Raw genomic sequence first — 23,094 nt, 5'->3', positions numbered from 1 at the left:
TCACTCGTTCAAGCCTGAAGCGCGCAGGACCAGTTCCTCACGCCAGGCAAGAGGTCGACAGATAGGGGTTCGGGCGCCGATGGTGTCTTACCCGCAAGCGGTTCAGCGCAAGCGGAGTGCTGCAGCAAACATCATGCCTCAGGTTTTCGTACTCTTTTCATTAATATCCGGGATGCAGCCATTACCGGACTTACAAACGGCGATTTGTTTCTCCCCGCGTTCTGAAAGGATTTTGTCATGCTTAGCGAACAAGAAATATCCGCACTTCAAGACGTCGCACCGAGCCTTCTGAGCGAAGCCAAAACTGCGTCGCCCGAGAACAAGGCTTTTGTTTTCTCCATGGAACTCGAGTCGCATCTCCTGCCCGGTCTGCGCATCCGCACGCCGCCTTCCCCGGACGATAATCCTCCGCCCTTCCCGCTCGATCTTTTTGTCGGCATTCCGCTTGCGGAGCTGAAAGCCCTGGCCCATGCGGACGCCGCCGAACGCCAGAAGCTGATCGCTCATTTCGGCGCCACGTTCTCCCCGCGACTGCTTCGTGCGATCCAGCATTTCGATGCGCATACCGTCAATTACGAGGCCGGCTTTCAAAGCGAGCCAGGAACAACGAGTGTCATTCTGGAAGATTCGGTCTGACGTTTGGCGCGAGAGTATGTGCATGAAGCGGCGCTGACAAATATGCAATCAGCGGATAGTGGTCCGACGCCACGCGCGCCAGCGCGCTCCTATGCACCTCGACCTTCACGAGCCGCTCGCCGGGATGCACCCAGATGCGATCCAGTGCGAACAGGGGATATCGCGTGGGAAAAGTCTTCGGCGAACTCGCGCGATAAAAATGCGAAACCAGCCGGCGCAGCGTCCGGCCGTAAATGAACCACTCGTTGAGGTCGCCTAGAAGAATCACGGGAAGATCCGGCGTATCGAAGCGTTGCAGCACCTGCTCGACCTGCGCGCGTCTTTCACTCGATGCCAGCCCGAGATGCGTCGCGACAACGCGCCATGTTTCCCCGCCGCAATCAATATCCGCATCGAGGGCGCCGCGTGGTTCGCGGCTCTTGAACGAAAGGTCGAGCGTGCGGACCGCGCGCACCGGGAAGCGCGTAAGCACCGCATTGCCGTAACGGCGCGCAGGGGTATCGAGTGTGGGACCCTCTACTGCATGAAGACCCGTCAAACGTTGCAGGATCGAGAGCACATCGGGCGCGGCGCTGCCGCCCAAGGGGACTTCCTGGAGCGCGAATATATCGGCATCGATTTCGGCAAGCACCGCCGCGATCCGTTCCGGCGCAAGCTTGCCGTCCACGCCGACCGCACCATGAACGTTGTATGTGGCGATCCGGAGACCGCGCGAAGAGAGCGGGGACAACGACAACGGCGAAGGCGGTTCCATGCGAACTTCGTGCATCGACGTCATGGGCTTACCTCGCGAGCCGCTTCCTTGGGCGCCTCGACTTCGACATCCACAACACGTTCATGCGGCGGTTGCGCGTCACGCTGGCGCCGGCGCTCGCCTTCCTCCGCACGCTCCTTGCGGCCGAGGAACCGCTGCAGCAACACCGATACCGCCACCAGCACCACGCCAATTCCAATCAGCACGCCAAAGGACCCGGCGGTCGGATGCCGCAGCGACGCCACAAGTTGATGCGCGAACGCGACTGTCAGCAAGATACCCGGCCCCATGCCAATCAATGTACCAAGCATGAAATCCCGCAGGCCGATCATGGATGCGCCCGCAACCAGATTCACGATCGTAAAAGGCGCAACCGGCAAGATCCTCAGGATGACGACCGCGACCAGCCCGCGTTTCGCGACGCGTTCGCTGAGCTTGTTCACGCGCGCACCGGCCACGCGCCGCACCACATCACGGCCAAGCCATTCGCCCAACAGATACGTCACGGCCGCCGCGGCGAGCGTTCCAATGAGCGCGTAAAAACTGCCCCATGCCGCGCCGAATACAAGGCCGGTAGTTGCAATCAGGAGCGTGACGGGTATCGATACGACCGCCGCCAGCACATACGCAAGCAGGACCCAAAGCGGCGCGAGCGGCAGCGTATCGATACGGCGCGTCTGGCGTGCGAGCGCGGCGAGATTGAGGTAGTCGCCAAGCGACGTCCAATGCATGGCGGCCGCGAATCCGACAATCAGGAATGCCAGCACGCCGAGCAACGCAAACCTGCCGATCAGCCGATGCGGCTTTTCCATCGGCACGAACTGACCCACGAGCTGATCAGCCTCCACCGGCTTCTCCGGATCGATCAACGCTTCCGGCGGCACGAGCCGGTCGACATCCGGCGTCACGGTCGGGTTCAAACGCTCCAGCGTGCGATGTTCGCCAGCATCTTTCATCAATGCTGCGATTGCGTCGTTCATGCTCTGGCGCGCGTCGAATTCGCGGGCAAACTCGGCAGTCTCGCAGCCGAGATGTTCGGCAATCAGCGTATTGCGCATGCCGGCAAGCGCCGCCCGGATGCGCGGGTCGCCGTCGGCATCGATGGCGATGTTGCATTCAGTGTCGAGCACCATCGACCGGTTGTTGAGGTTCGCCGATCCGACCAGCAGCAAATCGTCGTCAATGAACATCAGCTTGCTGTGCACATTCACGCAACCGGTTTCCAGCCCCGGCACGCAAGGCGACATCAGCCGGTAGCGGTCGTGCGCGTCCGCGCCCTTGAGCATCCGATGCAATCGCGCACGCAACACGCCCATCGTCATTTCCTGCAGCCAGCCGCTTTGCATGCGCGGGGAAACGATGGTGATATCGGGGCCATCCGGCTTCTCGAGCATTCCCTTCAACGCCCCGCCGACAGAACCTGCAGTGAAATACTGGTTCTCTATATAGATAGAGCGCTGCGCGCGCTCGATGGCATCGAGATACTGCTGGCGAATCTGCTGCACGGCAGGCCGTCCGTCGAAAGCGGGTTCGGTCAGCGAAATCGCGAGCTCGACGTTCTCTAGATCCACCTTGCGCGACGGCGGCCACGGGTCGTTCTCGCTCATCGACCGATGCGAGCGGATCGCAAAACGCCGGCCGCATGCACGTTGCCAGCGCTCGCGCGCCAGAAGGCCGATTGACCGCGCGGCGTCGCCGTCAAACATCGTGTGGACATCGTGAAACGGTTGATAGCGCTCGCCGTTCGCGTCGCGGCGCAGCGGATCATTGGCGTCGTGCCGCGGCGTGTCCCAACGCGAACGCGTCAGGTCCATGCCGCCGACAAACGCCAGTTTGTCGTCGATCACCACGACCTTTTGATGATGCGATGCGCCCATCGGATGCTTGCCGTCCATCTGGAACGCGACCCGCCGATGCGAGCGCCAACCCATTTTGTAGACCGGCAGCCACTCGCGGTCGAACGCGTAGAGCATCGCGAAATCCCACGCGAGAATGTAAATGCGCAGGCGCTTTCGTGTCGCCGCGACATCGTGCAGGAAGTCGCCGAGGGCGTCGGCATAACCGTCGTCGGCGCCTTCGGGCGTGAGCTTCATGCGGCTGTCGATGTCCCAGCCGAGAATGAACACGGTCCGCTGCGCTCGCGTAATCGCCTCACGCAGCACGCGGAAATAATCCGAGCCGTCGATCAGCAGACTGAATCGGTCAGCATGGCGAACACTGTCGCAATTGCGGCCCGGCTGGAAAAACGCGTCGTCTGTCATGCGTTGGCCTAACGATAGGGCACGGGTAGATAGGTCGAGGCTCATCGAAAGATTTTTGCAAGCACCGTGCCTGGCGCTGCAGCGCGGCAAAACAGCATGACGTCCCGGAAAACACCGTACAGGGAACGAACTGCCGTTCTGTACCGGTACTGTACCGATCAGTCCTCATACACTCGTGCTCTGAACCTGAGAACCGTCCGACCAGGAATGCCATGCATCTCGATGCCGCCTTGATGACCGCACTGCCCGCCGCGTTGTTGTTCGCGCTCGTCACCTCCATCACACCCGGCCCGAACAACACCATGCTGCTTGCATCAGGCGTGAACTTTGGCTTGCGCCGCACCATGCCCCACGTGCTGGGCATCAGCGTGGGCGTGGCAATTCTGATGATTCTGGCCGGACTCGGCGTGGCGCAGGCATTCGCGCACTTCACTTGGGCTTACACGCTGCTGGAAACGCTCAGCGTGGCGTATTTGTTGTACCTCGCGTGGAAGATTGCGAATTCATCGGCCGTGCAAGTCCGTGAAGGCGAGCGCCGCCCCATGCGCTTCATCGAAGCCGCTGCGTTCCAGTGGATCAACCCGAAAGCGTGGATGATGGTCCTGACTGCCGCAACGACCATCCATCTGCATTCGAGCATCTCCATGAACGCCGTGCTCATGGCACTGGTATTCATCGTGGTCGGGATGCCTTGCATCATCATGTGGGCGGCGTTCGGCACGTCGATGCGCAAGGTGCTTACGAATCCGCGTTCGCTACGGTTTTTCAACTGGACGATGGCCGCCTTGCTCGTGTTGTCCCTGTACCCGATCGTGGAGCGCGCGCTGGCGTAGTTCGTGTAATCAGCGAGCCATACGTTGCGCAGAGGACGCCGTATTTGACGCTTCGCGTTTTTGGATTCAGCCTATTTTGCTCAAGGCGGCGCATACTGGACCTGCCTGCCGCCGCGCAAAATATGCAGCCTCATTGCAACTTTAGCCGTTCAAAGCGGCAAGAACTGCGCTCATTCCGCCCTACCGGGGGATCGACAGGCACGTATGAAGCTTGCTTCCCGATCAACTCGCGCCCTGTTGGCGCGGCTTTGAAATCTCCCAAGGAGTCGCCATGTCTGGAGCTAACCGCCCGTCCGGTCCCGCAACACGCAAGTCCCTCGACCTCGCCGATCAGATTGAACGCGATGAACTCGAGAACAACCTGCCGGACGCGCTAAACCACGCCGACGAGGACGATCTCGACGACGAACCCGACTCCGGCACGCCCCGCCGATAACACGTCTCTCACGTTTGCAGCGCCTGCCGGCGCTCCCCATCAGCCGCACTTGCGCAACGCAGTGCGGCTTTTTTTGCGGCTCCGTTGCGGCCTGGTTGTTTATCGCGCCCTTTTTTAGCGGGATGCGCATTTTGGGCACGAGGGTTGCTCTAAGTACCGCGCTGCAGGACACAGCGGCATTTCAAGCAATCAAAGCGGCCGGGCGTCAAGCCAGCACGCAAACCAATCCGATAAATCGACCCTTTGGAGGGCTTCATGCTTCGATACGCTGTCATCTTTTTCATCATCGCGATCATCGCGGCATTTTTCGGCTTCGGCGGTATCGCAAGTGGCGCAACCGAGATCGCGAAGATCCTGTTCTTCATCTTTATCGTGATCTTCCTGGCTACGTTGCTGCTCGGCGTATTCAGGCGATGAAGCCGCGGTGTTCCTGATCCAGGAACACCGTTGTGACGCAAAACAGCGCGGGGATGCCCGCGCTTTTTTGCGTGTGGCGTGGGCAGAGATCAGCGCAACCTCCCCTTCCAACCTTCGATAAACCTCCACAATGCATCCTCCATTGAATAGGGCACATTGAACCGAAACCACTCGCTGGCGGCATCGTCTGGACGAAAGTAGGAGCCAGGAGCGAGCCAGATGCCATGTTCCAGCGCCTGCGTGGCCAGTTCATTGGCGTATTCCGCTTCGACCGGCAGGCGCGCCCACAAGAACAACCCGGCGCGTGGCTTGCAAAACACCTCCAGTCCAAGCGCATCCATGCGTTCTTCCACGTCCAGGTGCGCATCTTTCAGCTTCTCGGTCACCGCTTCGACGTGCCGCGCGTAGCGTCCTTCGGTCAGCACCTTCTCGACAATGCGCTCCGTCGCCGCCGATGAAGTCAGCCCCACCGCCATCTTCGTGCGCGCCAGTTCGCGCAACACGTCGCGCTCCGCGACTACGTAACCGCAGCGCAATCCCGGCGTGATGGTCTTCGAAAATCCGCCTATATAAAGCACGCGGTTCAGGCCTTCCATCGCCGCCAGCAGCGGTGCGCCGGGCGGTACGAGTTCACGGCTGACATCGTCTTCCACCACCCACAAGCCGTGGCGTTCGGCGATCTGCAGCAGACGGAACGCCGCCGCCATGCCGAAGGTCGCGCCGGTCGGATTCTGCAGCGTCGTATTGACGAAGATCGCCTTGGGCTTGTGTTCGAGGACGAGCCGCTCGAGGACATCGGTATCGATACCCGCCGGCGTACGCGGCACGCCCAGCACTGTCAGCCCTGCGAGCCGCAGGATCTGCAGCAGATTGCAATAACCGGGATCTTCGACGATCACCTTGTCGCCGGGCCGTAAAAGCGTGCGCACGATGAGGTCGAGCGCTTGCGTCGCGCCCGCGGTCAACAGCACGTTGGCGGCCGGGTCCGCCGGCAGGCCGTACCTGTCGAGCTGCTCGGCGATGCGTTCGCGCAACGGCGCGAAACCATACGGATGCCCGTAGTCCGCCATGCGTGCGGCAGGTACGCGGCTCACCGACCGCAACGCGTGATGCAGGCCGCTTTCGTTGACCCATTCATTGGGCAACCAGCCGCAGCCGGCCTTGATCGGCACGGAGTGATCGGCGAAGACATCGGACAGCAGCCAGGTTGCGGTCAGGCTCGGCGGTTGCCACGCGACGCTGCGCCTGGGCGCGGCCGCCGTGCGCGCCGCCACCCTGTAGCCGGAACCGCGCCGCGCGACGACGAGTCCCATCGACACAAGCCGTCCATATGCCTCGGTGACCGTGAACGTGCTGAGGCGTTCGGTTTGTGCAAGCTGACGTACCGATGGCAGCAACGCCCCGGCTCGCAGCGTCTGCTGTTCGATCGCGCCGGAGAACGCAGTCACGAGTTGCTCGACGAGCGTCGCCTGCGCCCGGTCGCGGTCCAGTTGAAGTTCGATCATGAATCGCTGAAAAGAGGATGATCAAGGAAGTGAACCAGCCGGACCAGTGTGCAGCACCTGCGGCGGCGTCACCAATACAGTTCCCATCATTCTGCCAGCACAGTTCTTCGCGCGACAGGACAACTGTCTATGCCGTGGGTTTTTATCGAGGACTACATTGCGTGTTCTAACAGGAGATTTCACATGACTTCGCGCCCCGTCATCGACGACCTTTCGTCGTTCTGGATGCCCTTTACCTCGAACCGGCAATTCAAAGCGGCGCCGCGCCTGATCGAAGGTGCGAAGGGCATGTACTACAAATCGACCGATGGCCGCGAAATCCTCGACGGTTGCGCCGGCCTCTGGTGCGTGAATGCGGGCCACTGCCGCGACGAAATCGTCGCCGCCATCCAGCATCAGGCCGCCACGCTCGACTTCGCGCCGACCTTCCAGATGGGCCATCCGCTTGCATTCGAAGCAGCCACGAAAGTCGCGGCGATCATGCCCGAAGGGCTCGACCGCATCTTCTTCACGAACTCCGGTTCCGAATCAGTCGATACCGCGCTGAAAATCGCCCTCGCCTATCACCGCGCGCGAGGCGAAGGACAGCGCACGAAGCTGATCGGCCGCGAACGGGGTTATCACGGCGTGGGTTTCGGTGGTATTTCGGTCGGCGGGATTGGACCGAACCGCAAGACGTTCTCGGGCGCGTTGCTGCCGGGCGTCGATCATCTGCCGCATACGCATGCGCCGGATCACAATGCGTTCTCGAAGGGTCAGCCGGCATGGGGCGCCCATCTTGCCGATGAACTCGAACGCATTGTCGCGCTGCACGACGCATCGACCATTGCGGCTGTTATTGTCGAGCCGCTCGCGGGATCGACCGGCGTACTCGTGCCGCCGCAAGGTTATCTGCAGAAGCTGCGCGAGATTTGCACGAAGCACGGCATCCTGCTGATATTTGATGAAGTCATCACCGGCTTCGGCCGTCTCGGCAAGGCAACCGCCGCTGAGTTCTTCGGTGTGACGCCGGACCTGATGACGCTTGCCAAGGCCATCAACAATGCCAGCATTCCAATGGGCGCCGTGGCCGCGCATCGCAACGTGCACGACACGGTCGTCAACGCGGGCGCGGTGAATGGCATCGAGTTGTTCCACGGTTATACCTATTCCGCGCACCCCATGGCAGCCGCTGCCGCCATCGCCACGCTCGACCTGTATGCCCGCGATCAGTTGTTCGAACGCGCGGCATCGAAGGCTGGAAAGTTCGAAGCAGCAGCCCACGCGTTACGCGATGCGCCGCATGTGAAGGACGTCCGCAATCTCGGACTGGTTGCGGGTATCGAGTTGCAGCCTCGCGATGGCGCCCCGGGCGCGCGTGCGTATGAGGCATTTGTGAAGTGCTTCGAAGCAGGCGTTCTCGTGCGTTATACGGGCGATATTTTGGCGTTCTCGCCGCCTCTGATCATTGAAGATGATCAGATCGAGCAGATTTTCAGCACGGTTCGCAAGGTGCTGGAAACGGTCAAGTAACGCGGTTGGCGTGACAGTACAGAGGCCGTTCCAGCATTGACCGGAACGGCCTTTTTCGCATCAAAAAAACCCGCTTCAACGCGCGGGCCTTGCAGTGCTCGCCTTCGATGAAGCCGCTTTACGCCGCGTGGCCCAGCCCTTTTTCGCCGATGCGGAACGGTCAGCCGCCGAACGCCGGCTCGCGCTCGCATGCGTCTGGCGGGACAGCGCAGTGCGCGAAGCCGCCTTTGTGCCTTCGCGCTTGAGCACGCGCGTGGACGTGGCCGAGCGTTTCGCCTTCGATTCCGTGCTCGCGCTGCGTTTCGTCTTGTGCTGACCTGCTTGCGTATCCTTCGCCGCTTTCTTGCGTGCGCCTTCAGATGTCGTACCTTTCTTCGGCGCCTTCACGCCGACACCCGATCTGCGTGCCTCCGACAGCCCGATCGCAATCGCCTGCTTCGCGGACTTCGCGCCATGTTTGCCTTCGCGGACGTGATCGACTTGCTCCTTCACGAACGCACCGGCCTGCGTGCTCGACGATTTACCCGCGCGCTTCGCCGCGTGCGCACGTTCGATGGTTTTCTTCTCCGGCATGATGGACTCCTATTAAAGACCGTCGTTGGTCCGACGAGGAAAACCTTGCAATGGCTATGCCAACGCCCTGGCCGAATGTCGCGACAATGAATCACACACTTGCACGTAAGCCTTATGTTAGATTTTGAAGGCCATCATATTTGATTCATTAAGGACAGCCAATGTTGAAGAAAGCAGGTATTGCCCTCGCATGTATTTTCACGTTTGCAACAAGCAGTGCGGCCTTCGCGCACGACCAGCCGGGCGCCGACTGGATATCGAAGGATGCGGCCATCGCGAAGGTCAAGGCGCTGGGTTACGACGCGGTGCGCCTCGAAGCCGACGATGGACACTGGGAAGGCGAAGCCACGAAACAAGGCCAGTTCTACGACATCCACGTCGATCCGCGTTCAGGTGCGCTGATGAAGAACGAGCTGAAGCATTGAGTTCGTTGTAGGAATTACAGGGCTGAGTGAACGGATCGCTTATCGATGCTCAACCATTGAACGCCATCCGTCGTCACTTCGAACTGCTTGTCATCAGCCGCGACGATCAACGCGCGTATCATCGCGACGCCAAGGCTGAACCGATGGAATAAAGCCCGGGCATAGATTGTTGTCCCTCTCAACGAACCACTGTCCCTGAGAGGAAACAATGACCCGAGCTGCACTGTCGCGACTTTCACTCCTGGCGTGCGCGCTGACGTTCGGCGCTGCAGGCATCGCGCATGCGGAGTCTGGCGACATAGAAAGCACGTATCGCCAGCTTGTTCAAGCGCTTCAGCAGAGCCGTAACGGTACCATCGGCAACGCAGAGCGCACGCAAATCACCCAGGCTGCGAAGAATTTCCAGGACGCCATGCAACGTGACGGCGGCGCGCGGGACAACCTCATGACGGACGCGCACAACATCATCGCGTCATTATCCGATGGAACATTCAACGCCGGCGCAAGCGTCAATGCGCTTCGGCGCGACGCCAAGGGCAGCGCGATCGAGTTCGGCAAGTGGAGTGTGTCGATGCCAGGAACCCAGATCGCGAGTCCCATCGGCACGCATTTGAATCAAAGCAGCGAAGGCGATTGCGTCGGCATTTCCGTGGTGAAGGCGTTCTCCAATACGCAAACCGGCGCGGCCATCTTGCGCCGGGCAGTCACCCTGACTTCCGATGGCAGCTACAACGTCAGCCTGCCGGGCGATCCCGCGACGGTTTACCGGTTGAATCCGGGCGAGCTCGATCAATTCGGCAAAGGCGATCCGGGCGCGGCGGCCGTGGTCGGCGCAATGTTCCAGTATTTCCACAAGGACCCGAAGCAAGGCGCGCTGCCGACGAACAAGGTCATGGAATTGCTCGCCGGCCATGCGGGCGATCACGATCGTCTCGCCGATGTCCACAGCACACCCGACCAGATCACCGGCTACTTATTGCAACACGCGGATGGCGCCGGCAGCCGCTACGCCATGGTCTTTGGCGGCAAACCCGCGCGCAACGGCGACTGGTCCAAGGGCGACGGACATGCGTTCGCGATCATTCGTATCGACAAGGCGAACATGATGCTGACGTACACCAATCCATGGAACGAGGCGAGCACGCGGACCATCGCGATCCGGGACCTTGCGAGCCAGGCGGCGGGGACATCGGCTGACTTCGAGACGGTGACTTTTCGGTGAATGCGTTGAAATCTAAAAGCGAAAACCAATGAAGCGGCGCGATTCTTGTTAATGTGACGGTCGAATCCGCTCGGACCAATTCATCGCTCATGACATCGACTACCTTGCGCGCCGCGACGCCCGACGATTTCAATGCGCCGTCCGAGCAGGTCGCACGCCGTTTGATCGGCGCGATCCTGAGCGTCGATGGCGTGGGCGGCAGGATCGTGGAAACGGAAGCCTACGATCGCGAGGACCCGGCATCGCATAGTTTTTCCGGGCCCACACCGCGCAACGCCGTGATGTTCGGCCCGCCCGCGTACGCTTATATATACCGGTCCTACGGCATTCACTGGTGCTTGAACTTTGTCTGCCGGGAAGCCGGACATGGCGCGGGGGTGCTGATTCGCGCGGTCGAACCGCTGACCGGACTCGATGCGATGCGCCAACGGCGCGGTATGGAGCCGGCGAAATTGCTGTGTTCGGGACCGGGCCGCCTGGCGCAGGCGCTCGGCATTACTCATAGAAACAATGGCATGTCGCTGCTCGAGGCGCCGTTTTCCATCGAAATGCCGGAAGAAGAAGGTCCGGTTATCGCGGGGCCGCGCATTGGAATCACCAAAGCGATGGATGTGCCCTGGCGTTTTGGCCTCGCCGGATCGAAGTTCCTCAGCAAGCCCTTCCCAAAGGATGCAAAGGACGCGAATGACACACCGAACGCCTGAAAAGTAAAAGGGCTGCCAAACCTCGGCAGCCCAAAAATTCTTTTTATATGTATCAGCAGCAAGCCGGCAGCCACACCGTCAAGGACGGTCCTCGGGACTGCAACGACGCTACCTTAAGCAGCCTGTGCAATCAGGCTTTCTGTGCGCGGCTGTAGCATCGCCGCGTTTTCGAGTACCGTCGGTTCCGGCACTTCATTGGTCGACACAACACTCAACTCCACCAGCGCGGTCTGCTCGCTCGCCTGTCTGGCGGCCGCCGCTTTTTTGGTCTTCCCCGCGCGTGACGGCGGCTGGCAGGCCCCGCACACCACGTTTTCTTGCAAATCATGTTTGTGCGCAATGAACTTTCCAGTGCAGCGGCAGCATTTGGTCAACTGCAGCATGCCTGCATCGAAAAAGCGCACAAGGGTCCAGGCCCGCGTCAAATCGAGTACCGCCTCGACATCGCTATTCCTGCAATGTTCGAGATACAGCCGATACCCCTTGGTCAGTGCATCGAGGTGCGAGCAGCCTGCTTCTTTCTTCAGGAACACATATGTGTTGTAGAAAAGCGAAGCATGGATGTTCGCGAGCCACGTCATATACCAGTCCGCCGAGAAAGGCAGCATGCCCTTCGGTGGCGAAACACCCTTCACTTCGCGATACAACCGGATCATCCGGTCACGCGACAGTGTCAGTTCACTTTCGAGCACCTGCATCCGCGCCCCGAGTTCGATCAATGCGATCGCGCGGAAAACTTCTTGTGCATCTTCGGTGAGGCTTTTCTTAAGCATGGCGCGCTCTCGTGCTTAAACGAACTGTTCTGCCGGCTGGCCGGCCAGCAAGATGGCTGCGTGTGTCGGCGCAATATCCGCATGCTTCGCGGGCGCCGTCAGTGCAGTCAACATCGCGTGATCATTGAAGCGGAAGAAACACAGCAACTGGTCTGAAGACGCCAGCTTGACGACCTGTGCCAGCGTGAGGCCTGACAGAAGATCGGCGAGTTCTTTTGACAACCCGAGTCGAAACATCCCGATAGCACGGTCATCACGCAGCATGCGCTGCGCAAGCATGATGTACGACAAGTTGATTTCTCGAATCGAGTCCAGCGTTTCGCGACCGTTCATGATGTTCCTGCGTTCGATATAAACCCCGAGCACCGTGCCGAATTTTTTACCGGCTTTCTTTGCCTAGCCAAACGTTTGTTCTGTCGGGCTACATTCAAACTTGTTTCAGCGAGTTACATCTTGTAACAACACTGTGAAACGGATTGTAAGTAGCGTGCATCGGGAAATCAAGCTCATCTCAATAATAAATTTCCATAAAACAACACTGCGGATCGGTAGTTTTTTCTTAACTTTGTAACAGGAAAAAGTGACCGGTTTTTAACGTTGTTTTTGCGCCGCTGCTTTTGCCAGATAAATTGCTTGGCTTTTGATTTTATTAAGGAAAAAACGCAGACCCCATTCACTCGGTTGACACGATTTCACAATTAACAGGTTTATGTTCAGCCGGAATTTGTTACAACTGGACTCAGGATTTTAGGAATGCGCCACAAGGAAAACCCGCATGGCGCTTCTGTCGTCCGCCTTTCAGTTTGCCGGGCTCGATTCGCAGAAAAAAATTACCGAAACGGGAATGGGCGAACTTGTTACGGGCGGTTTGTAACAACAGGGCAGTCCCGGATCGACGGGAATTTTTTATCCGGCTCGAGCGGCGCCGACGCATGATGCGTCCGCGCCGTTGAAACAATTGACGCTGATCAGCGTTGCGGCACGCCTTCGCGCCACTCGCCCCAGTGCATGGCAATGTCCTGCACCAGCGGATTACCCGCCCGATACAGATTTTCGATAGCCGGCGTAAAACCGCCTTGCGCGGCATAGTTCAGCAGATTGTCCGAGGCAGTCTGTCCTTCATAGGGCCGGTCAAAGTCCGAGCCTGTCCGCACCGCCGCCACACGGTTCAAATCCACCTTATGGGCGCTCGCCGCGCGCTTCAACGCTTCGTACGTCGCGTTGTCCTCCTGCTGCGTCGTGCAATAGACGCCTTTGCCGTCGGTGAGCAGCCTGGTCCAGTCACGGGCCCGCTCGCCGATATATTTCCCCGACCACCACGTGTCTCCAGCCAGCGTGTCGCACTGGATCACCTTTGGCGGCTGGTTGGCCGGCGCATAGCCGAACTTCGCGCGCGCAGCCTGGGCTTCGGCGCTGTCGGAGAGCACGGCATTCTTCGATAACGCATACGCCGCATCGGCGAGTGCCGGGTTCAACTGGAACACCTCGGTCTTGTAGTCGAGCGGTGGCTTCTCTGCAGGGCCCTTCGTATTGATGCCGAGATAACCGCTCGGCCAGCTATCCGGCTTCTCGCGGGCATCGACTTCCCACTGGATTCCGAAGTCGACGAGATATTTCGCCCACGCCGCCGATCCGACAGTTCCTTGTACTGGATCGATACCGGCAATGCCCGCGATCATGAAGTACGTGCGGCGCAGATCGAATTTATCGGAGAAGGTCAGCGCCATCATCGATGCCGCGGCGTTCGCGTGCCCCATGCCCGTGGTCATGACGCAGATCTCCTGCCGGTTGCAATGTACGACCGGGTAGTCCGGCGAGAGGCCGGGCACGCTGATCGTCTTCCAGGGACCGAGTTTGTCGAGCCAGACCTGACCTTCCGGCCCGAACATGGAAACGATCATAACCTTTACGTCCTGCCCTCCATGATTGCTGCTGCGAAAGTCGTCGGAGTCCTGCGCAAACGTTGACGCACACGCGCTGAAAGCAAGCGTCGCGGCGACGGCGGTCAAGCGCGATGCGGGGAAATGTTTGAAAATGCGAGGAAGAAACGTGGAACGGACATTTGATTTCATCTGGGCGGCACCGTAAGAGGATGTGGAAACACAGGTGAAACGCGAGGTGAATTGTTGACGTGTAACGCGCATGCCAGGTAAGACACTGTAAGGATCACTCGCCGAAAGCATTATAGAAGCGCCGCGTGCAATACAAATTGCTGCAAGTACGGATTACGCACTACCCTGCAAGGCATCTTCCACGGGTTTCAAGGATCTCCATGCATGCCACCGCAGCTTCAAAAATGATCGATGCATTTCATGCGAGCCATGTCGAAGAACGGCAAGAGGTCGAGATGTGGCTGGAGACGAACGGCGATTGCGCCGTCGCGCTCGAAGCGGTGTGGTCGGAGGGGGAGCATCACCGTGGACATGCACGAGCGGCAATGGAACGGCTGGTCGCGCTGGCCGACCGGCATGGCGTGATGCTGTCGCTCGTGCCGAAGCCGCTGGCGCTGAAAGGTGATGGCGTGGATCGCGCCGCGCCGGACGGCGCGGCGCTCGAGGCGTTCTACGAGCGGCTCGGCTTCGAGCGATCAGGCGGCGAGTTCGAAGGCTCGCCCGTACTCGTACGTGCGCCGCGCAAAGTGGATTGATCGGCTTCGCTGTCCACGGCCGCGTCGTTGTAGGGATCACGCCCCGCACTGTCCGTTGCTTGCGGTTGTGCGGGCGCGTTCAGCAACTCGCCGTCTTCGCTGCCCTTCGAGCGCGCGGTCATCTCCTCGCCCTCCGCGCTGTTGAAGATCACAAAGTTGCGCTGCGGATTGGCAATCTCGATACCCGCTTCCGTAAAGCGATCCACGATGCGCCGGTTGAATTCGCGCTGGACGCCCCATCGCGCGGTATCGCGGCACTGGATCTGGCCGGCGAGCGTGACTGTCGAGCCATCGACCGCGTCAACGCCCCAGAGGCTGAAGTCCGAGAGAATGCCGTCCTTGAATGCATCGTCCTCACGCAGCGAAGCGCCGATCTCCTTGAGCGTATCCGATGCCAGTCCGATATCCTGTCCGAGCGCAATGCTCACGCGGACCGCCGCATTGCCAATGCCGCGATTCGTATTGTTCACCGTCGATACCGAGCTGAACGGCACGGTGAAAAGCGACCCGTCGCCGCCCCGCAGACGCACGGTCCGTATCGACAGATATTCGACCGTTCCCGACACGCCCGCGAGCGTGACCGAATCGCCGACCTGCATGGCGTTTTCCATCAAAAGGAAGATACCGGTGATCAGATCCTGCACGAGCTTTTGTGAACCGAAGCCAAGCGCCACGCCGAAGATGCTCGCGCTCGCGAGCAACGGCCCCGTGTTCACGCCGATCTCGCTGAGTCCGGTCATGACAACGACCATCGCGATCACGATGAAAAGCGCCGTGCGCATCATCGGCAGGAGGGTCTGGAGCCGCGCCGCGCGCAAGCGGTCGCCGCTCGCGGTCCAGCGCTCGAGCCGCTGCTCGACCAGCACGTTGGCGCCTTCCCACACGATCACGGCGAATAGCGCAGCCACGGCAATCGTGATCAGCGCCGAAGCAAGCCTGTGTCCCACGCCGCCCGATGAGAACAGCGAGAAGACGTGCAGGCCCCAGACCTGCAGCAGCGTCAGGACGAGCCCTATGATGATCAATGTTTGCAGGACGCGCCGCAGCAGCGGGTAGTAGCGGTATGCATGCCGGTGCGCGATCGACTTCGTTGCAAGATCCTCTTCTTCGGCGGCCGTGTGGAACATGTGTCCAAGCGCGCCGAACACCACGATCGCGATCACGCGCGCGGCGACGAGCACGAGCAGCGACACCCCGAAAAGATGAAACAGCGTGCGGTAACCGTTGTGTACGTCGAGTGCCCAGACGAACCACAGCGCCATCACCAGGAACACGGCGGCGACGGCCCACATGTCGGCGATCCAGTTGCCGAACAACACAAACGGACGGCGTCCGCGCATGCTGTCGCGAATCCACTGCGCGACGGTCACGCGGCATTTCAGTATCACGATGGCAATCAGCACGTGGACCACGAGCGCGACCGCCTTGATGATCGAATCATGTGCGACGTTGGTCAGTCCCAGCGGCGCGGCGCCCTCGGCAAGCGCAATGCCCGCGCCCGCGACCGAGACGATCGCGACCAGCCAGTGATGTGTAAAAGCGGCGGATTCATCGCTCATCTGAATGAGGCGCAGACCCGGAGCACGCGGCGCGAAGAAGAACCCGCTCGCGATCACGATGCCGCGGCAGATCAGGTAGACATCGACGAGCGCCGCGACGGAGCGGCCCTGGGGCGTGCCCTCATCGATGAAGATGGACATCAGCACCGTCGCCGCAATCGTGAAGACGACCAGCGGCAGCAGCGCGAGCAGGCTGTGCAGGATCGCGCTCGGCAAACGTTGCAGCAAGGTCCAGTGACGCGCGGCGTGGCGCACGCCACGGGCGGTATCGGCCTTTTGCTCTGCAATCTGGATGGCAACCTCGTTGCCGGAGCGTTCCGCCACGGCTTCCGCATGCACGGCCGCGCGTTCGTCCTTCTTGAGCTCGGGCTGGGTGTCATCGACATCGACGATTCCCCTCGCCGCAATGCGCGCACGCTGCCCGCGCACGAGCCGGGCGCTCAGGTATTCGAGCAGCAATGCAGGCAACAGCGATACGAGGATGGCCCAGAGCACCTCGCCCACGAGCGCCCGGCCGCTTTCGGTCGCGGTGCGCTGACGCCACCACTGGATGACCGATCCATAGTCGAGGAGTGCCGTCACCGAGCGGCGCAAGCCAGTGCTGATCTCGACCATCCAGGAGCTGGCCTGGTGCGTGATCTGCGACGCAAGTCCGTTGCTCGTCAGCGACTTCGCCAGGACGCCCGCCGCGCCCGATGCACCGGACGCTGCGGACGCGTCGCTCGCAGCGGTTGCGCCGGAGGCCGCCGCGGCATCACTCGCCGATATCGGCACGGCAAGCGCCCCCGCCGCCGCGACGGCGCGCAGCGTATCTTCGATCTGGCTGCGTCGTGCGGGATCGTTGAGCACCGCCAGCGCGGTGCGCGCCTGTTCGGGTGTCAATGCCACGGGCGCCTGCTTTGCAGCGCTGCTTGCGCTGGTTGCGGCGATTGCCGGAAAAGACAAAGCACCGTTCAGGGCAAACGCGAAAAGAAGGGAAATGGAAAGGACAATTTTGCGCATAGGCGAGATGAGGAACTCTGTTATGGATTCCGCAACGGATGCGCTCGGCCTCGAGCACGATTGAACCTGCGGTCATCGCAGTACAAGCTGGAATACTTCGTGCATGAAAGGTCTGATCAAAACTACCGGACCTTCGCATGCGAGTCCAGAACCAGCCAACTGCCAGGCTTCTGACGGCCGCCGCGCTTGCCGCGGCCGGACTGCTGCTAGCACTTCTCACGCCCGGGCGTGCAGTTGCCGCCCACACCCCGGGTAGCGCGAGGGACCTGAAAACCGCGCCGCCGGCGGGGGCGTCGGTAAGCGACCCCGGTAGCATGATGACACTCGATGAAGGCACCACGCAGCTTCCGGCAACCGGCAACACGCAATTGCCCGATACGCCGGACACGCCGCGGCCGCACCACGATCGCCCTCCGGCGCATTTGCCGTGATCGTTTTGCAGGCCCGTCGCGTCAGGCCTGCGCTTCTGTGCGGTCCTCGGTTTTCGTTCCCGGCGCGCGTGCAATGTCCGGTTCGAAAAACACCCAGCGCGCTTCAGGAAACGCGCGCTGCAGGTCCTCTTCGATCACGTTGATGGCATCGACCATGGCGCGGCCGCTTTCGTATTCCACCATCTCGGCCTGCACCGCGACCACGATCTGCTTGCCCCACTGCAGCGTGATCAAGTTGAGCACGCGGACGATTTCCGGACGCGCGCGCAGATGTGCATCGATCGCCCTGCGCACTTCCGGACTTGCTGATTCACCCACGATCATCGACTTGACTTCGCGTGCGACCAGAGACGCGATCACCATCAGCAACACACCCACGCCGATGGAACCCGCTGCGTCATAAACGGAGTTGCCGGTGATCATGGTCATCAGCACCGCGCAGAACGCGATCGCCAGACCGGCCAGCGCCGCGACATCTTCGCCCGTCACGACGATCAGCTCGGACTCGCGCGTTTCGCGGAACCATCGCCAGAGCGATTTGTTGCCGGAGGTCTTGCGGATCTCCTTCAACGCGCCGGCAAGTGAAAACGCTTCGAGCACGACGGAGATGCCGAGCACGACCAGCGCAACAATGGGATTCGTGACCGGCTCATGCGCCGAGATCCGATGCACGCCTTCATAGACAGAGAACGCGCCGCCGACAAAAAACAGCAGCAACGCAACGAGCATCGAATAAAAGTAGATCTCGCGGCCCGAGCCGAGCGGATGAAGCACGTCGGCGGGCGCCTGCGAGCGTTTGAGACCGAACAGCAGAAGAAGCTGGTTGCCGCAATCGGCGGTCGAGTGAATCGCTTCGGCGAACATGGAGCCGGAGCCCGTGAATGCCGCGGCGCCGAACTTGCACACGGCAATGCCGAAGTTGGCGGCGAGCGCGTAAAAAATGGCCTTCGGCGATTCTTCTTTCATCGGGCTCCCGGCGAGTGTTCAGGTTTTTTGAACGTGATGAACTTGGGTGGAAGTCGCGGATTCAGACCACTTCGACGCGGCTTTCGCCGTCGATCATTTCTCCGATCACAGCCGCCTCGTCGAAGCCGTCCGCGCGGAAGATGGCGAGGACTTCATCGACCGCTTCAGGCGCACACGATACCAGCAGGCCGCCCGAAGTCTGCGGATCGGTGAGCAGGGTTTGTGCCATATCGTGCAACGACGACGCCAGCCGGATGTCCTTGCCATACGCCGCCCAGTTGCGCCCCGATGCGCCCGTGAACACCCCCGCCTTCGCGAAAGCCTCGACGCCCGGCAGCCACGGCAGATCGCCGTAGCGGATCCGCGCGGTCAGCCTCGCGCCCCGGCTGAGTTCGAGCGTATGGCCGAGCAGGCCGAAGCCGGTGATATCGGTCAGCGCATGGACTGCGTCCAGCGCCGCGAGATCCGCGCCCGGCCGGTTGAGCTTGGTCGTGGCGGCGATCATGGCGGCGTACCCCGCGGCATCGAGTTGATCCTTTTTCAGCGCCGCCGATAAAACCCCCACGCCCAGCGGTTTGCCGAGGATCAGCACGTCGCCGGCGCGCGCGGCCGCGTTGCGCTTCACCCGCTTCGGATGCACCAGTCCGATTGCAGCAAGACCATATATAGGTTCGACCGAATCGATGGAATGGCCGCCGGCAACAGGAATGCCCGCCTCAGCGCAAATGGATTCGCCGCCCTTGAGGACGGCTGCGATCACGTCGTGCGGCAAAACGTTGATCGGCATGCCGACGAGCGCCAATGCCAGGATCGGCTTGCCGCCCATCGCGTAGACGTCGGAAAGCGCGTTGGTTGCGGCGATGCGGCCGAAATCGTAGGGGTCGTCGACGATCGGCATGAAGAAGTCGGTCGTCGCGACGATCGCCTGCTCGTCGTTCAACCGGTAAACCGCCGCGTCATCCGCCGTGTCGTTGCCGACCAGCAGATCGGGAAACAAGGCCATGGGCGTGCTGCGCTTGAGCAGGTCGGCAAGCAGCCCCGGCGCGATCTTGCAGCCGCAGCCGCCGCCATGGGAAAGGCTTGTCAGGCGCGGCGACGGGTTGGCGTTCAACTTGATCTCAGTCATTCAGAAGGTCCGGCGAAGTAACGGGCGAACGACATTATGGTGTCTGTTCGGGATCGGCGGGAAAAGCCGGGTTTCCGGAAGAAGCCGTAACTCCGCGTTTACCTTCACTTATAAAAAACATTTTCATATGTGAAAATCAGCGTTGGAATCGAACGGAAAGCTGCGTTCGATGGAACCTGACAACGTGAAAGGAGCAGCAATGGTCAAGCGGGTCGAAGGCAAGAATGTGGTGGTCACGGCGGCTGGAAACGGCATTGGGCGGGCCTCGGCGCTGATGCTGGCGGCAGAGGGCGCAACTGTCTGGGCTACCGACATCAACGAGGAAGCGCTCGCAGAACTCGCGCGTGACGCCGGCACGGGCTCGACCTTGCGCACCGCGCGCCTGAATGTGCTCGATGCCGCCGATATTGCCGCGTTCGCCGCGAAAACCGGCCCTATCGACGTGCTGTTCAACTGCGCCGGCTTCGTGGCCGACGGCAACATCCTGAAGTGCGACGACAAGGACTGGGATTTCAGCTTCGACCTGAACGTCAAGGCCATGTACCGGACCATTCGCGCTTACCTGCCGGGCATGCTGGAAAGCGGCAAAGGCGCGTCGATCATCAACATGGCATCGGCGGCGTCGAGCGTGAAAGGCGTGCCGAACCGCTTCGCATATGGGGCATCGAAGGCGGCTGTGATCGGCTTGACGAAGTCCGTTGCCGCCGATTTCGTCGGCCAGGCGATCCGGTGCAACGCGATCTGCCCGGGAACCATCGAGTCGCCGTCGCTGCGCGGGCGTATTGCAACGCAGGCTGCGGCGTCCAACGTGGACGAAGAGAAGGTCCGTGCGGCGTTTGTTGCGCGCCAGCCCATTGGACGCGTTGGTCGTGCGGAGGAAGTGGCGGCGCTCGTCACCTATCTCGCCTCCGACGAATCCGGATTCACCACCGGCACGATCCATATGATCGACGGCGGCTGGTCGAACTGATCCGCGCTCCTGCCGATAACAACTACACACCTCAGGAGACCGCCCCATGTCGGGATCGATTCCACTCGCCGGGAGCGCGGCAGAAGCCAGCGCGCTCGAAGAAAACGCGTATCGCAAGGCTGTCTGGCGGATCGTGCCCTTGCTGATCGTCTGCTTCATCTTTGCGTACTTCGACCGCGTCAACATCAGCTTCGCCAAACTCCAGATGCAGGGCGATCTCGGCCTCTCGAACGCTGCGTATGGTTTCGGCGCGAGCATCTTCTTCGTGGGTTATTTCATCTTCGAGATCCCGAGCAACCTGATCCTGAGCCGCGTCGGCGCGCGGGTCTGGATTGCGCGGATCATGATCTCGTGGGGCATTGCGTCGGCGGCGATGATGTTCGTGACATCGGAGACATGGTTCTACGTGCTGCGCTTCGTGATTGGCGCGACCGAAGCCGGGTTTCTGCCCGGCATCATCCTGTACTTCACGTACTGGTTTCCGGCGAAGCGGCGCGCACGAATCAATGCGCTTTTCATGACGTCGATATCCATTTCCGGCGTGATCGGCGGCCCGTTGTCGGGCTTCATCATGACGCGCTTCGCGGGCGTCGGCGGACTTGCCGGATGGCAATGGCTGTTCGTGCTCGAAGGCTTGCCGACGGCGCTGCTCGGCTTGCTCGTGCTCGCGATCCTCGATGACCGTATCAGCAACGCAAAGTGGCTCAGCGCCGAAGAAAAAGCCGTCATGCAGGCCAATATCGATCGTGAGGACAAGGGCACGTCGCATAGATTCATCGATGCGATGCGCCAGCCCGGCACCCTCCTGCTCTCGCTGATCTATCTCTTCATGCTGATGGGTTTGTACGGCCTCACCTTCTGGATGCCGCAACTCATCAAGAACACCGGCATCACGAGCCCCATGACCATCGGCTTGCTCACAGCGATTCCGTATGCGGCGGCCGGCATCGGCATGGTCGCGCTCGGAAAGAGTTCGGACCGGCACGGCGAGCGCCGCTGGCATCTCGGGCTGGCGGTGGCGGTGGGCGGTATCGGCTATGCGCTGAGCGCGTACTTCGCGCACGACACCACGCTCGCCATGATCTCGCTCGTGATTGCGTCGGTTGGCGCGATCGGCTGCCTGCCCGTCTTCTGGACCCTCCCGCCCGCGTTTCTCAGCGGTACGGCAGCGGCGGGCGGCATTGCGCTGATCAACTCCATCGGCAATCTTGGCGGGATCATCAGTCCGTATCTGGTCGGCAAGGTAGTCGATCTCACCGGCGCCACGTCGGGCGGCCTGTATGCCATCGCCACCGTCCTGATCCTCGCTGCATTGCTGATCCTGTTCGGCTTGCCGGCGCGGATCGCGGACCGGGATCAAGCGCTTTGAAATTTTTTTTGACCTGCCATGAACACAGTACTGAAGCCACCGAAGAACGCATCCGCCGATAATGCCGAGAGCCCCCGTTACGCGGCCCCCGCGCTCGAGAAGGGACTCGATATTCTCGACGTCCTGGTCGATACCGCCGAAGGCTACACGCTCAACGAACTGTCGGTGAAGCTCGGGCGCACGGTCAGCGAAATCTTTCGCATGGTCGTGACGCTCGAGCGGCGCGGTTACGTGCAAGGCGACCACAACGACCGGTACACGCTGACGCTCAAGCTGTTCGAAATGGCGCACAGGCAGCAGCCGATCCGTTCGCTCACCGCCATGGCCCTGCCGCTGTTGCGCGATCTTGCGAACGTGACGCGGCAGTCGTGCCATTTATCGATTTACCACAGCGGGCGCGTGGCGGTGATCGCTCAAGTCGACAGCCCCGAGCGATGGTCATTCGGCTTGAAAGTGGGCGCCGTCATGGGCCTGACCGATACTTCATCGGGTCACGTGCTGATGGCGTTTCGCGATCCCGCCGAGCGCGAACGGATGCTCGCCGCGCATACGCGCGTGGAAGGCGAAAACGATGTAGAGCCATCGGCCTTGCTCGCTTTACTCGATGAAATACGCGCCACCGGACACGAGATCGTGCCGAGCCGGCAAATGCGTGGCGTAACCAACGTTGCGTTCCCCGTGATAGGCAGTAACGGCGATGCAATCGCCGCGGTGAACGTGCCTTATCTTGAACGCATCGATCAAAAGCTCAACCCCGTATTCGACGATGTCTGCCGGATGGTGGGAGACATGGCGTCACAATTGTCGGCGCTGATGGGCTTTAGCGGCTACAACCTCGAAGGCGAATGAGCGCATCCAGTTTTAAGCGGACACGGGATAATAAATAAAATAAATCGCTGCCGGCTTGCTTTGATTTAATCGCGTTGACGAAAAAAATCACCGTCCGTATAAAAGTTGCACCAAGCAACCTCCG

24 protein-coding genes are annotated in these 23,094 nt (G+C 60.8%); 14 read left to right on the top strand and 10 right to left on the bottom strand.

From position 1 onward, the window contains the following. The first annotated feature begins 237 nt into the window (after nt 1-237). A complete protein-coding gene (locus AX768_RS23640) occupies nt 238-636 on the top strand; it encodes a hypothetical protein (RefSeq protein ID WP_062002572.1) in 399 nt (132 codons plus the stop codon). On the opposite strand, the gene AX768_RS23635 is transcribed toward AX768_RS23640, so the two are convergent. Both AX768_RS23635 and AX768_RS23630 read right to left on the bottom strand, forming a co-directional pair. After that, nucleotides 614-1,390 (bottom strand): endonuclease/exonuclease/phosphatase family protein, encoded by a 777-nt coding sequence (locus AX768_RS23635; protein ID WP_231941591.1) that lies wholly within the window; start codon nt 1,388-1,390, stop codon nt 614-616. The two genes, AX768_RS23640 and AX768_RS23635, sit on opposite strands and share 23 nt — an antisense overlap. A 20-nt stretch (nt 1,391-1,410) precedes the next feature. Next, complete coding sequence (locus AX768_RS23630) at nt 1,411-3,696, bottom strand: VTT domain-containing protein (RefSeq protein WP_442857273.1); 2,286 nt, start codon at nt 3,694-3,696, stop codon at nt 1,411-1,413. A 167-nt stretch (nt 3,697-3,863) separates the two neighbouring features. Here AX768_RS23630 and AX768_RS23625 point away from each other — a divergent pair, with 167 nt between their 5' ends. The 3 genes from AX768_RS23625 (at nt 3,864) to AX768_RS32160 (ending at nt 5,337) form a co-directional block, all read left to right on the top strand. After that, the gene (locus AX768_RS23625) at nt 3,864-4,484 is read left to right on the top strand and encodes a LysE family translocator (protein ID WP_062002569.1); all 621 of its coding nucleotides are present in this window, start codon (nt 3,864-3,866) and stop codon (nt 4,482-4,484) included. Nucleotides 4,485-4,755: 271 nt separating this feature from the next. Continuing rightward, nucleotides 4,756-4,920 carry a hypothetical protein gene (locus AX768_RS32915; RefSeq protein WP_155524323.1) on the top strand — a complete coding sequence of 55 codons (165 nt, stop codon included), beginning with the start codon at nt 4,756-4,758 and terminating at the stop codon, nt 4,918-4,920. Nucleotides 4,921-5,175: 255 nt separating this feature from the next. Continuing rightward, on the top strand, nt 5,176-5,337 hold the full coding sequence (locus AX768_RS32160; RefSeq protein WP_031363615.1) for a DUF1328 family protein: 162 nt from the start codon (nt 5,176-5,178) through the stop codon (nt 5,335-5,337). A gap of 89 nt (nt 5,338-5,426) precedes the next feature. On the opposite strand, the gene AX768_RS23620 is transcribed toward AX768_RS32160, so the two are convergent. After that, complete coding sequence (locus AX768_RS23620) at nt 5,427-6,842, bottom strand: aminotransferase-like domain-containing protein (protein ID WP_062002568.1); 1,416 nt, start codon at nt 6,840-6,842, stop codon at nt 5,427-5,429. A gap of 183 nt (nt 6,843-7,025) precedes the next feature. Between AX768_RS23620 and AX768_RS23615 the strand changes: the two genes are divergently transcribed. Beyond that, nucleotides 7,026-8,354: an aspartate aminotransferase family protein gene (locus AX768_RS23615; protein ID WP_062002567.1), complete on the top strand. Its 1,329-nt coding sequence runs from the start codon at nt 7,026-7,028 to the stop codon at nt 8,352-8,354. 75 nt (nt 8,355-8,429) lie between these two features. On the opposite strand, the gene AX768_RS23610 is transcribed toward AX768_RS23615, so the two are convergent. Continuing rightward, complete coding sequence (locus AX768_RS23610; RefSeq protein WP_062002566.1) at nt 8,430-8,927, bottom strand: DUF6496 domain-containing protein; 498 nt, start codon at nt 8,925-8,927, stop codon at nt 8,430-8,432. A gap of 161 nt (nt 8,928-9,088) precedes the next feature. On the opposite strand from AX768_RS23610, the gene AX768_RS23605 reads away from it, so the two are divergent. From AX768_RS23605 to AX768_RS23595, 4 genes are all read left to right on the top strand, one after another. Next, nucleotides 9,089-9,352, top strand: a complete 264-nt coding sequence (locus tag AX768_RS23605; RefSeq protein WP_062002565.1) for a PepSY domain-containing protein — start codon at nt 9,089-9,091, stop codon at nt 9,350-9,352. A 26-nt stretch (nt 9,353-9,378) separates the two neighbouring features. Next, nucleotides 9,379-9,504 (top strand): hypothetical protein, encoded by a 126-nt coding sequence (locus AX768_RS34130; RefSeq protein ID WP_257722387.1) that lies wholly within the window; start codon nt 9,379-9,381, stop codon nt 9,502-9,504. 56 nt (nt 9,505-9,560) lie between these two features. Continuing rightward, entirely contained in the window at nt 9,561-10,574 is a 1,014-nt protein-coding gene (locus AX768_RS23600; RefSeq protein ID WP_062002564.1) for a hypothetical protein, read from the top strand. Between the two features lie 89 nt (nt 10,575-10,663). Beyond that, a complete protein-coding gene (locus AX768_RS23595; protein WP_062002563.1) occupies nt 10,664-11,278 on the top strand; it encodes a DNA-3-methyladenine glycosylase in 615 nt (204 codons plus the stop codon). Between the two features lie 113 nt (nt 11,279-11,391). Here the strand turns inward: AX768_RS23595 and flhC are convergent, their stop codons facing one another. The 3 genes from flhC to AX768_RS23580 form a co-directional block, all read right to left on the bottom strand. Beyond that, nucleotides 11,392-12,051 carry a flagellar transcriptional regulator FlhC gene (flhC, locus tag AX768_RS23590; protein WP_056362504.1) on the bottom strand — a complete coding sequence of 220 codons (660 nt, stop codon included), beginning with the start codon at nt 12,049-12,051 and terminating at the stop codon, nt 11,392-11,394. 15 nt (nt 12,052-12,066) lie between these two features. Beyond that, entirely contained in the window at nt 12,067-12,384 is a 318-nt protein-coding gene (gene flhD / locus AX768_RS23585) for a flagellar transcriptional regulator FlhD (RefSeq protein WP_056362507.1), read from the bottom strand. A 635-nt stretch (nt 12,385-13,019) separates the two neighbouring features. Next, nucleotides 13,020-14,123: a purine-nucleoside phosphorylase gene (locus tag AX768_RS23580; protein ID WP_082779050.1), complete on the bottom strand. Its 1,104-nt coding sequence runs from the start codon at nt 14,121-14,123 to the stop codon at nt 13,020-13,022. Nucleotides 14,124-14,323: 200 nt separating this feature from the next. Between AX768_RS23580 and AX768_RS23575 the strand changes: the two genes are divergently transcribed. After that, the gene (locus tag AX768_RS23575; protein ID WP_062002562.1) at nt 14,324-14,698 is read left to right on the top strand and encodes a hypothetical protein; all 375 of its coding nucleotides are present in this window, start codon (nt 14,324-14,326) and stop codon (nt 14,696-14,698) included. Here AX768_RS23575 and AX768_RS23570 read toward each other — a convergent pair. Beyond that, the gene (locus tag AX768_RS23570) at nt 14,614-17,259 is read right to left on the bottom strand and encodes a mechanosensitive ion channel domain-containing protein (protein WP_062002561.1); all 2,646 of its coding nucleotides are present in this window, start codon (nt 17,257-17,259) and stop codon (nt 14,614-14,616) included. The two genes, AX768_RS23575 and AX768_RS23570, sit on opposite strands and share 85 nt — an antisense overlap. 137 nt (nt 17,260-17,396) lie before the next feature. Between AX768_RS23570 and AX768_RS23565 the strand changes: the two genes are divergently transcribed. After that, nucleotides 17,397-17,690, top strand: a complete 294-nt coding sequence (locus AX768_RS23565; RefSeq protein ID WP_062002560.1) for a hypothetical protein — start codon at nt 17,397-17,399, stop codon at nt 17,688-17,690. Nucleotides 17,691-17,711: 21 nt separating this feature from the next. Here the strand turns inward: AX768_RS23565 and AX768_RS23560 are convergent, their stop codons facing one another. After that, the gene (locus AX768_RS23560; RefSeq protein WP_062002559.1) at nt 17,712-18,656 is read right to left on the bottom strand and encodes a cation diffusion facilitator family transporter; all 945 of its coding nucleotides are present in this window, start codon (nt 18,654-18,656) and stop codon (nt 17,712-17,714) included. Between the two features lie 61 nt (nt 18,657-18,717). Next, nucleotides 18,718-19,782, bottom strand: a complete 1,065-nt coding sequence (gene selD, locus AX768_RS23555) for a selenide, water dikinase SelD (protein WP_062002558.1) — start codon at nt 19,780-19,782, stop codon at nt 18,718-18,720. 199 nt (nt 19,783-19,981) lie between these two features. On the opposite strand from selD, the gene AX768_RS23550 reads away from it, so the two are divergent. Genes AX768_RS23550 through AX768_RS23540 form a run of 3 tightly spaced genes read left to right on the top strand, consistent with a single transcriptional unit; the run spans nt 19,982 to nt 22,970 of the window. After that, on the top strand, nt 19,982-20,752 hold the full coding sequence (locus AX768_RS23550) for an SDR family oxidoreductase (protein WP_062003622.1): 771 nt from the start codon (nt 19,982-19,984) through the stop codon (nt 20,750-20,752). A 46-nt stretch (nt 20,753-20,798) separates the two neighbouring features. Then, on the top strand, nt 20,799-22,121 hold the full coding sequence (locus AX768_RS23545; RefSeq protein ID WP_062002557.1) for an MFS transporter: 1,323 nt from the start codon (nt 20,799-20,801) through the stop codon (nt 22,119-22,121). Nucleotides 22,122-22,139: 18 nt separating this feature from the next. Then, nucleotides 22,140-22,970: an IclR family transcriptional regulator gene (locus AX768_RS23540; protein WP_062002556.1), complete on the top strand. Its 831-nt coding sequence runs from the start codon at nt 22,140-22,142 to the stop codon at nt 22,968-22,970. The last annotated feature ends 124 nt before the right edge of the window (nt 22,971-23,094 follow it).

The sequence above is a fragment of the Burkholderia sp. PAMC 28687 genome (genome assembly GCF_001577465.1).
GTDB lineage: Bacteria > Pseudomonadota > Gammaproteobacteria > Burkholderiales > Burkholderiaceae > Caballeronia.
Note: the sequence above shows the minus strand (reverse complement) of the source record. Positions and strands in the feature narration are given on the sequence as shown.

Coding starts and splice junctions, on each gene's coding strand:
- AX768_RS23640 (WP_062002572.1), top strand. CDS start 238: ATGCTTAGCGAACAAGAAATATCCGCACTTCAAGACGTCGCACCGAGC.
- AX768_RS23635 (WP_231941591.1), bottom strand. CDS start 1,390: ATGGAACCGCCTTCGCCGTTGTCGTTGTCCCCGCTCTCTTCGCGCGGT.
- AX768_RS23630 (WP_442857273.1), bottom strand. CDS start 3,696: ATGAGCCTCGACCTATCTACCCGTGCCCTATCGTTAGGCCAACGCATG.
- AX768_RS23625 (WP_062002569.1), top strand. CDS start 3,864: ATGCATCTCGATGCCGCCTTGATGACCGCACTGCCCGCCGCGTTGTTG.
- AX768_RS32915 (WP_155524323.1), top strand. CDS start 4,756: ATGTCTGGAGCTAACCGCCCGTCCGGTCCCGCAACACGCAAGTCCCTC.
- AX768_RS32160 (WP_031363615.1), top strand. CDS start 5,176: ATGCTTCGATACGCTGTCATCTTTTTCATCATCGCGATCATCGCGGCA.
- AX768_RS23620 (WP_062002568.1), bottom strand. CDS start 6,842: ATGATCGAACTTCAACTGGACCGCGACCGGGCGCAGGCGACGCTCGTC.
- AX768_RS23615 (WP_062002567.1), top strand. CDS start 7,026: ATGACTTCGCGCCCCGTCATCGACGACCTTTCGTCGTTCTGGATGCCC.
- AX768_RS23610 (WP_062002566.1), bottom strand. CDS start 8,927: ATGCCGGAGAAGAAAACCATCGAACGTGCGCACGCGGCGAAGCGCGCG.
- AX768_RS23605 (WP_062002565.1), top strand. CDS start 9,089: ATGTTGAAGAAAGCAGGTATTGCCCTCGCATGTATTTTCACGTTTGCA.
- AX768_RS23600 (WP_062002564.1), top strand. CDS start 9,561: ATGACCCGAGCTGCACTGTCGCGACTTTCACTCCTGGCGTGCGCGCTG.
- AX768_RS23595 (WP_062002563.1), top strand. CDS start 10,664: ATGACATCGACTACCTTGCGCGCCGCGACGCCCGACGATTTCAATGCG.
- flhC (WP_056362504.1), bottom strand. CDS start 12,051: ATGCTTAAGAAAAGCCTCACCGAAGATGCACAAGAAGTTTTCCGCGCG.
- flhD (WP_056362507.1), bottom strand. CDS start 12,384: ATGAACGGTCGCGAAACGCTGGACTCGATTCGAGAAATCAACTTGTCG.
- AX768_RS23580 (WP_082779050.1), bottom strand. CDS start 14,123: ATGAAATCAAATGTCCGTTCCACGTTTCTTCCTCGCATTTTCAAACAT.
- AX768_RS23575 (WP_062002562.1), top strand. CDS start 14,324: ATGCATGCCACCGCAGCTTCAAAAATGATCGATGCATTTCATGCGAGC.
- AX768_RS23570 (WP_062002561.1), bottom strand. CDS start 17,259: ATGCGCAAAATTGTCCTTTCCATTTCCCTTCTTTTCGCGTTTGCCCTG.
- AX768_RS23565 (WP_062002560.1), top strand. CDS start 17,397: ATGCGAGTCCAGAACCAGCCAACTGCCAGGCTTCTGACGGCCGCCGCG.
- AX768_RS23560 (WP_062002559.1), bottom strand. CDS start 18,656: ATGAAAGAAGAATCGCCGAAGGCCATTTTTTACGCGCTCGCCGCCAAC.
- selD (WP_062002558.1), bottom strand. CDS start 19,782: ATGACTGAGATCAAGTTGAACGCCAACCCGTCGCCGCGCCTGACAAGC.
- AX768_RS23550 (WP_062003622.1), top strand. CDS start 19,982: ATGGTCAAGCGGGTCGAAGGCAAGAATGTGGTGGTCACGGCGGCTGGA.
- AX768_RS23545 (WP_062002557.1), top strand. CDS start 20,799: ATGTCGGGATCGATTCCACTCGCCGGGAGCGCGGCAGAAGCCAGCGCG.
- AX768_RS23540 (WP_062002556.1), top strand. CDS start 22,140: ATGAACACAGTACTGAAGCCACCGAAGAACGCATCCGCCGATAATGCC.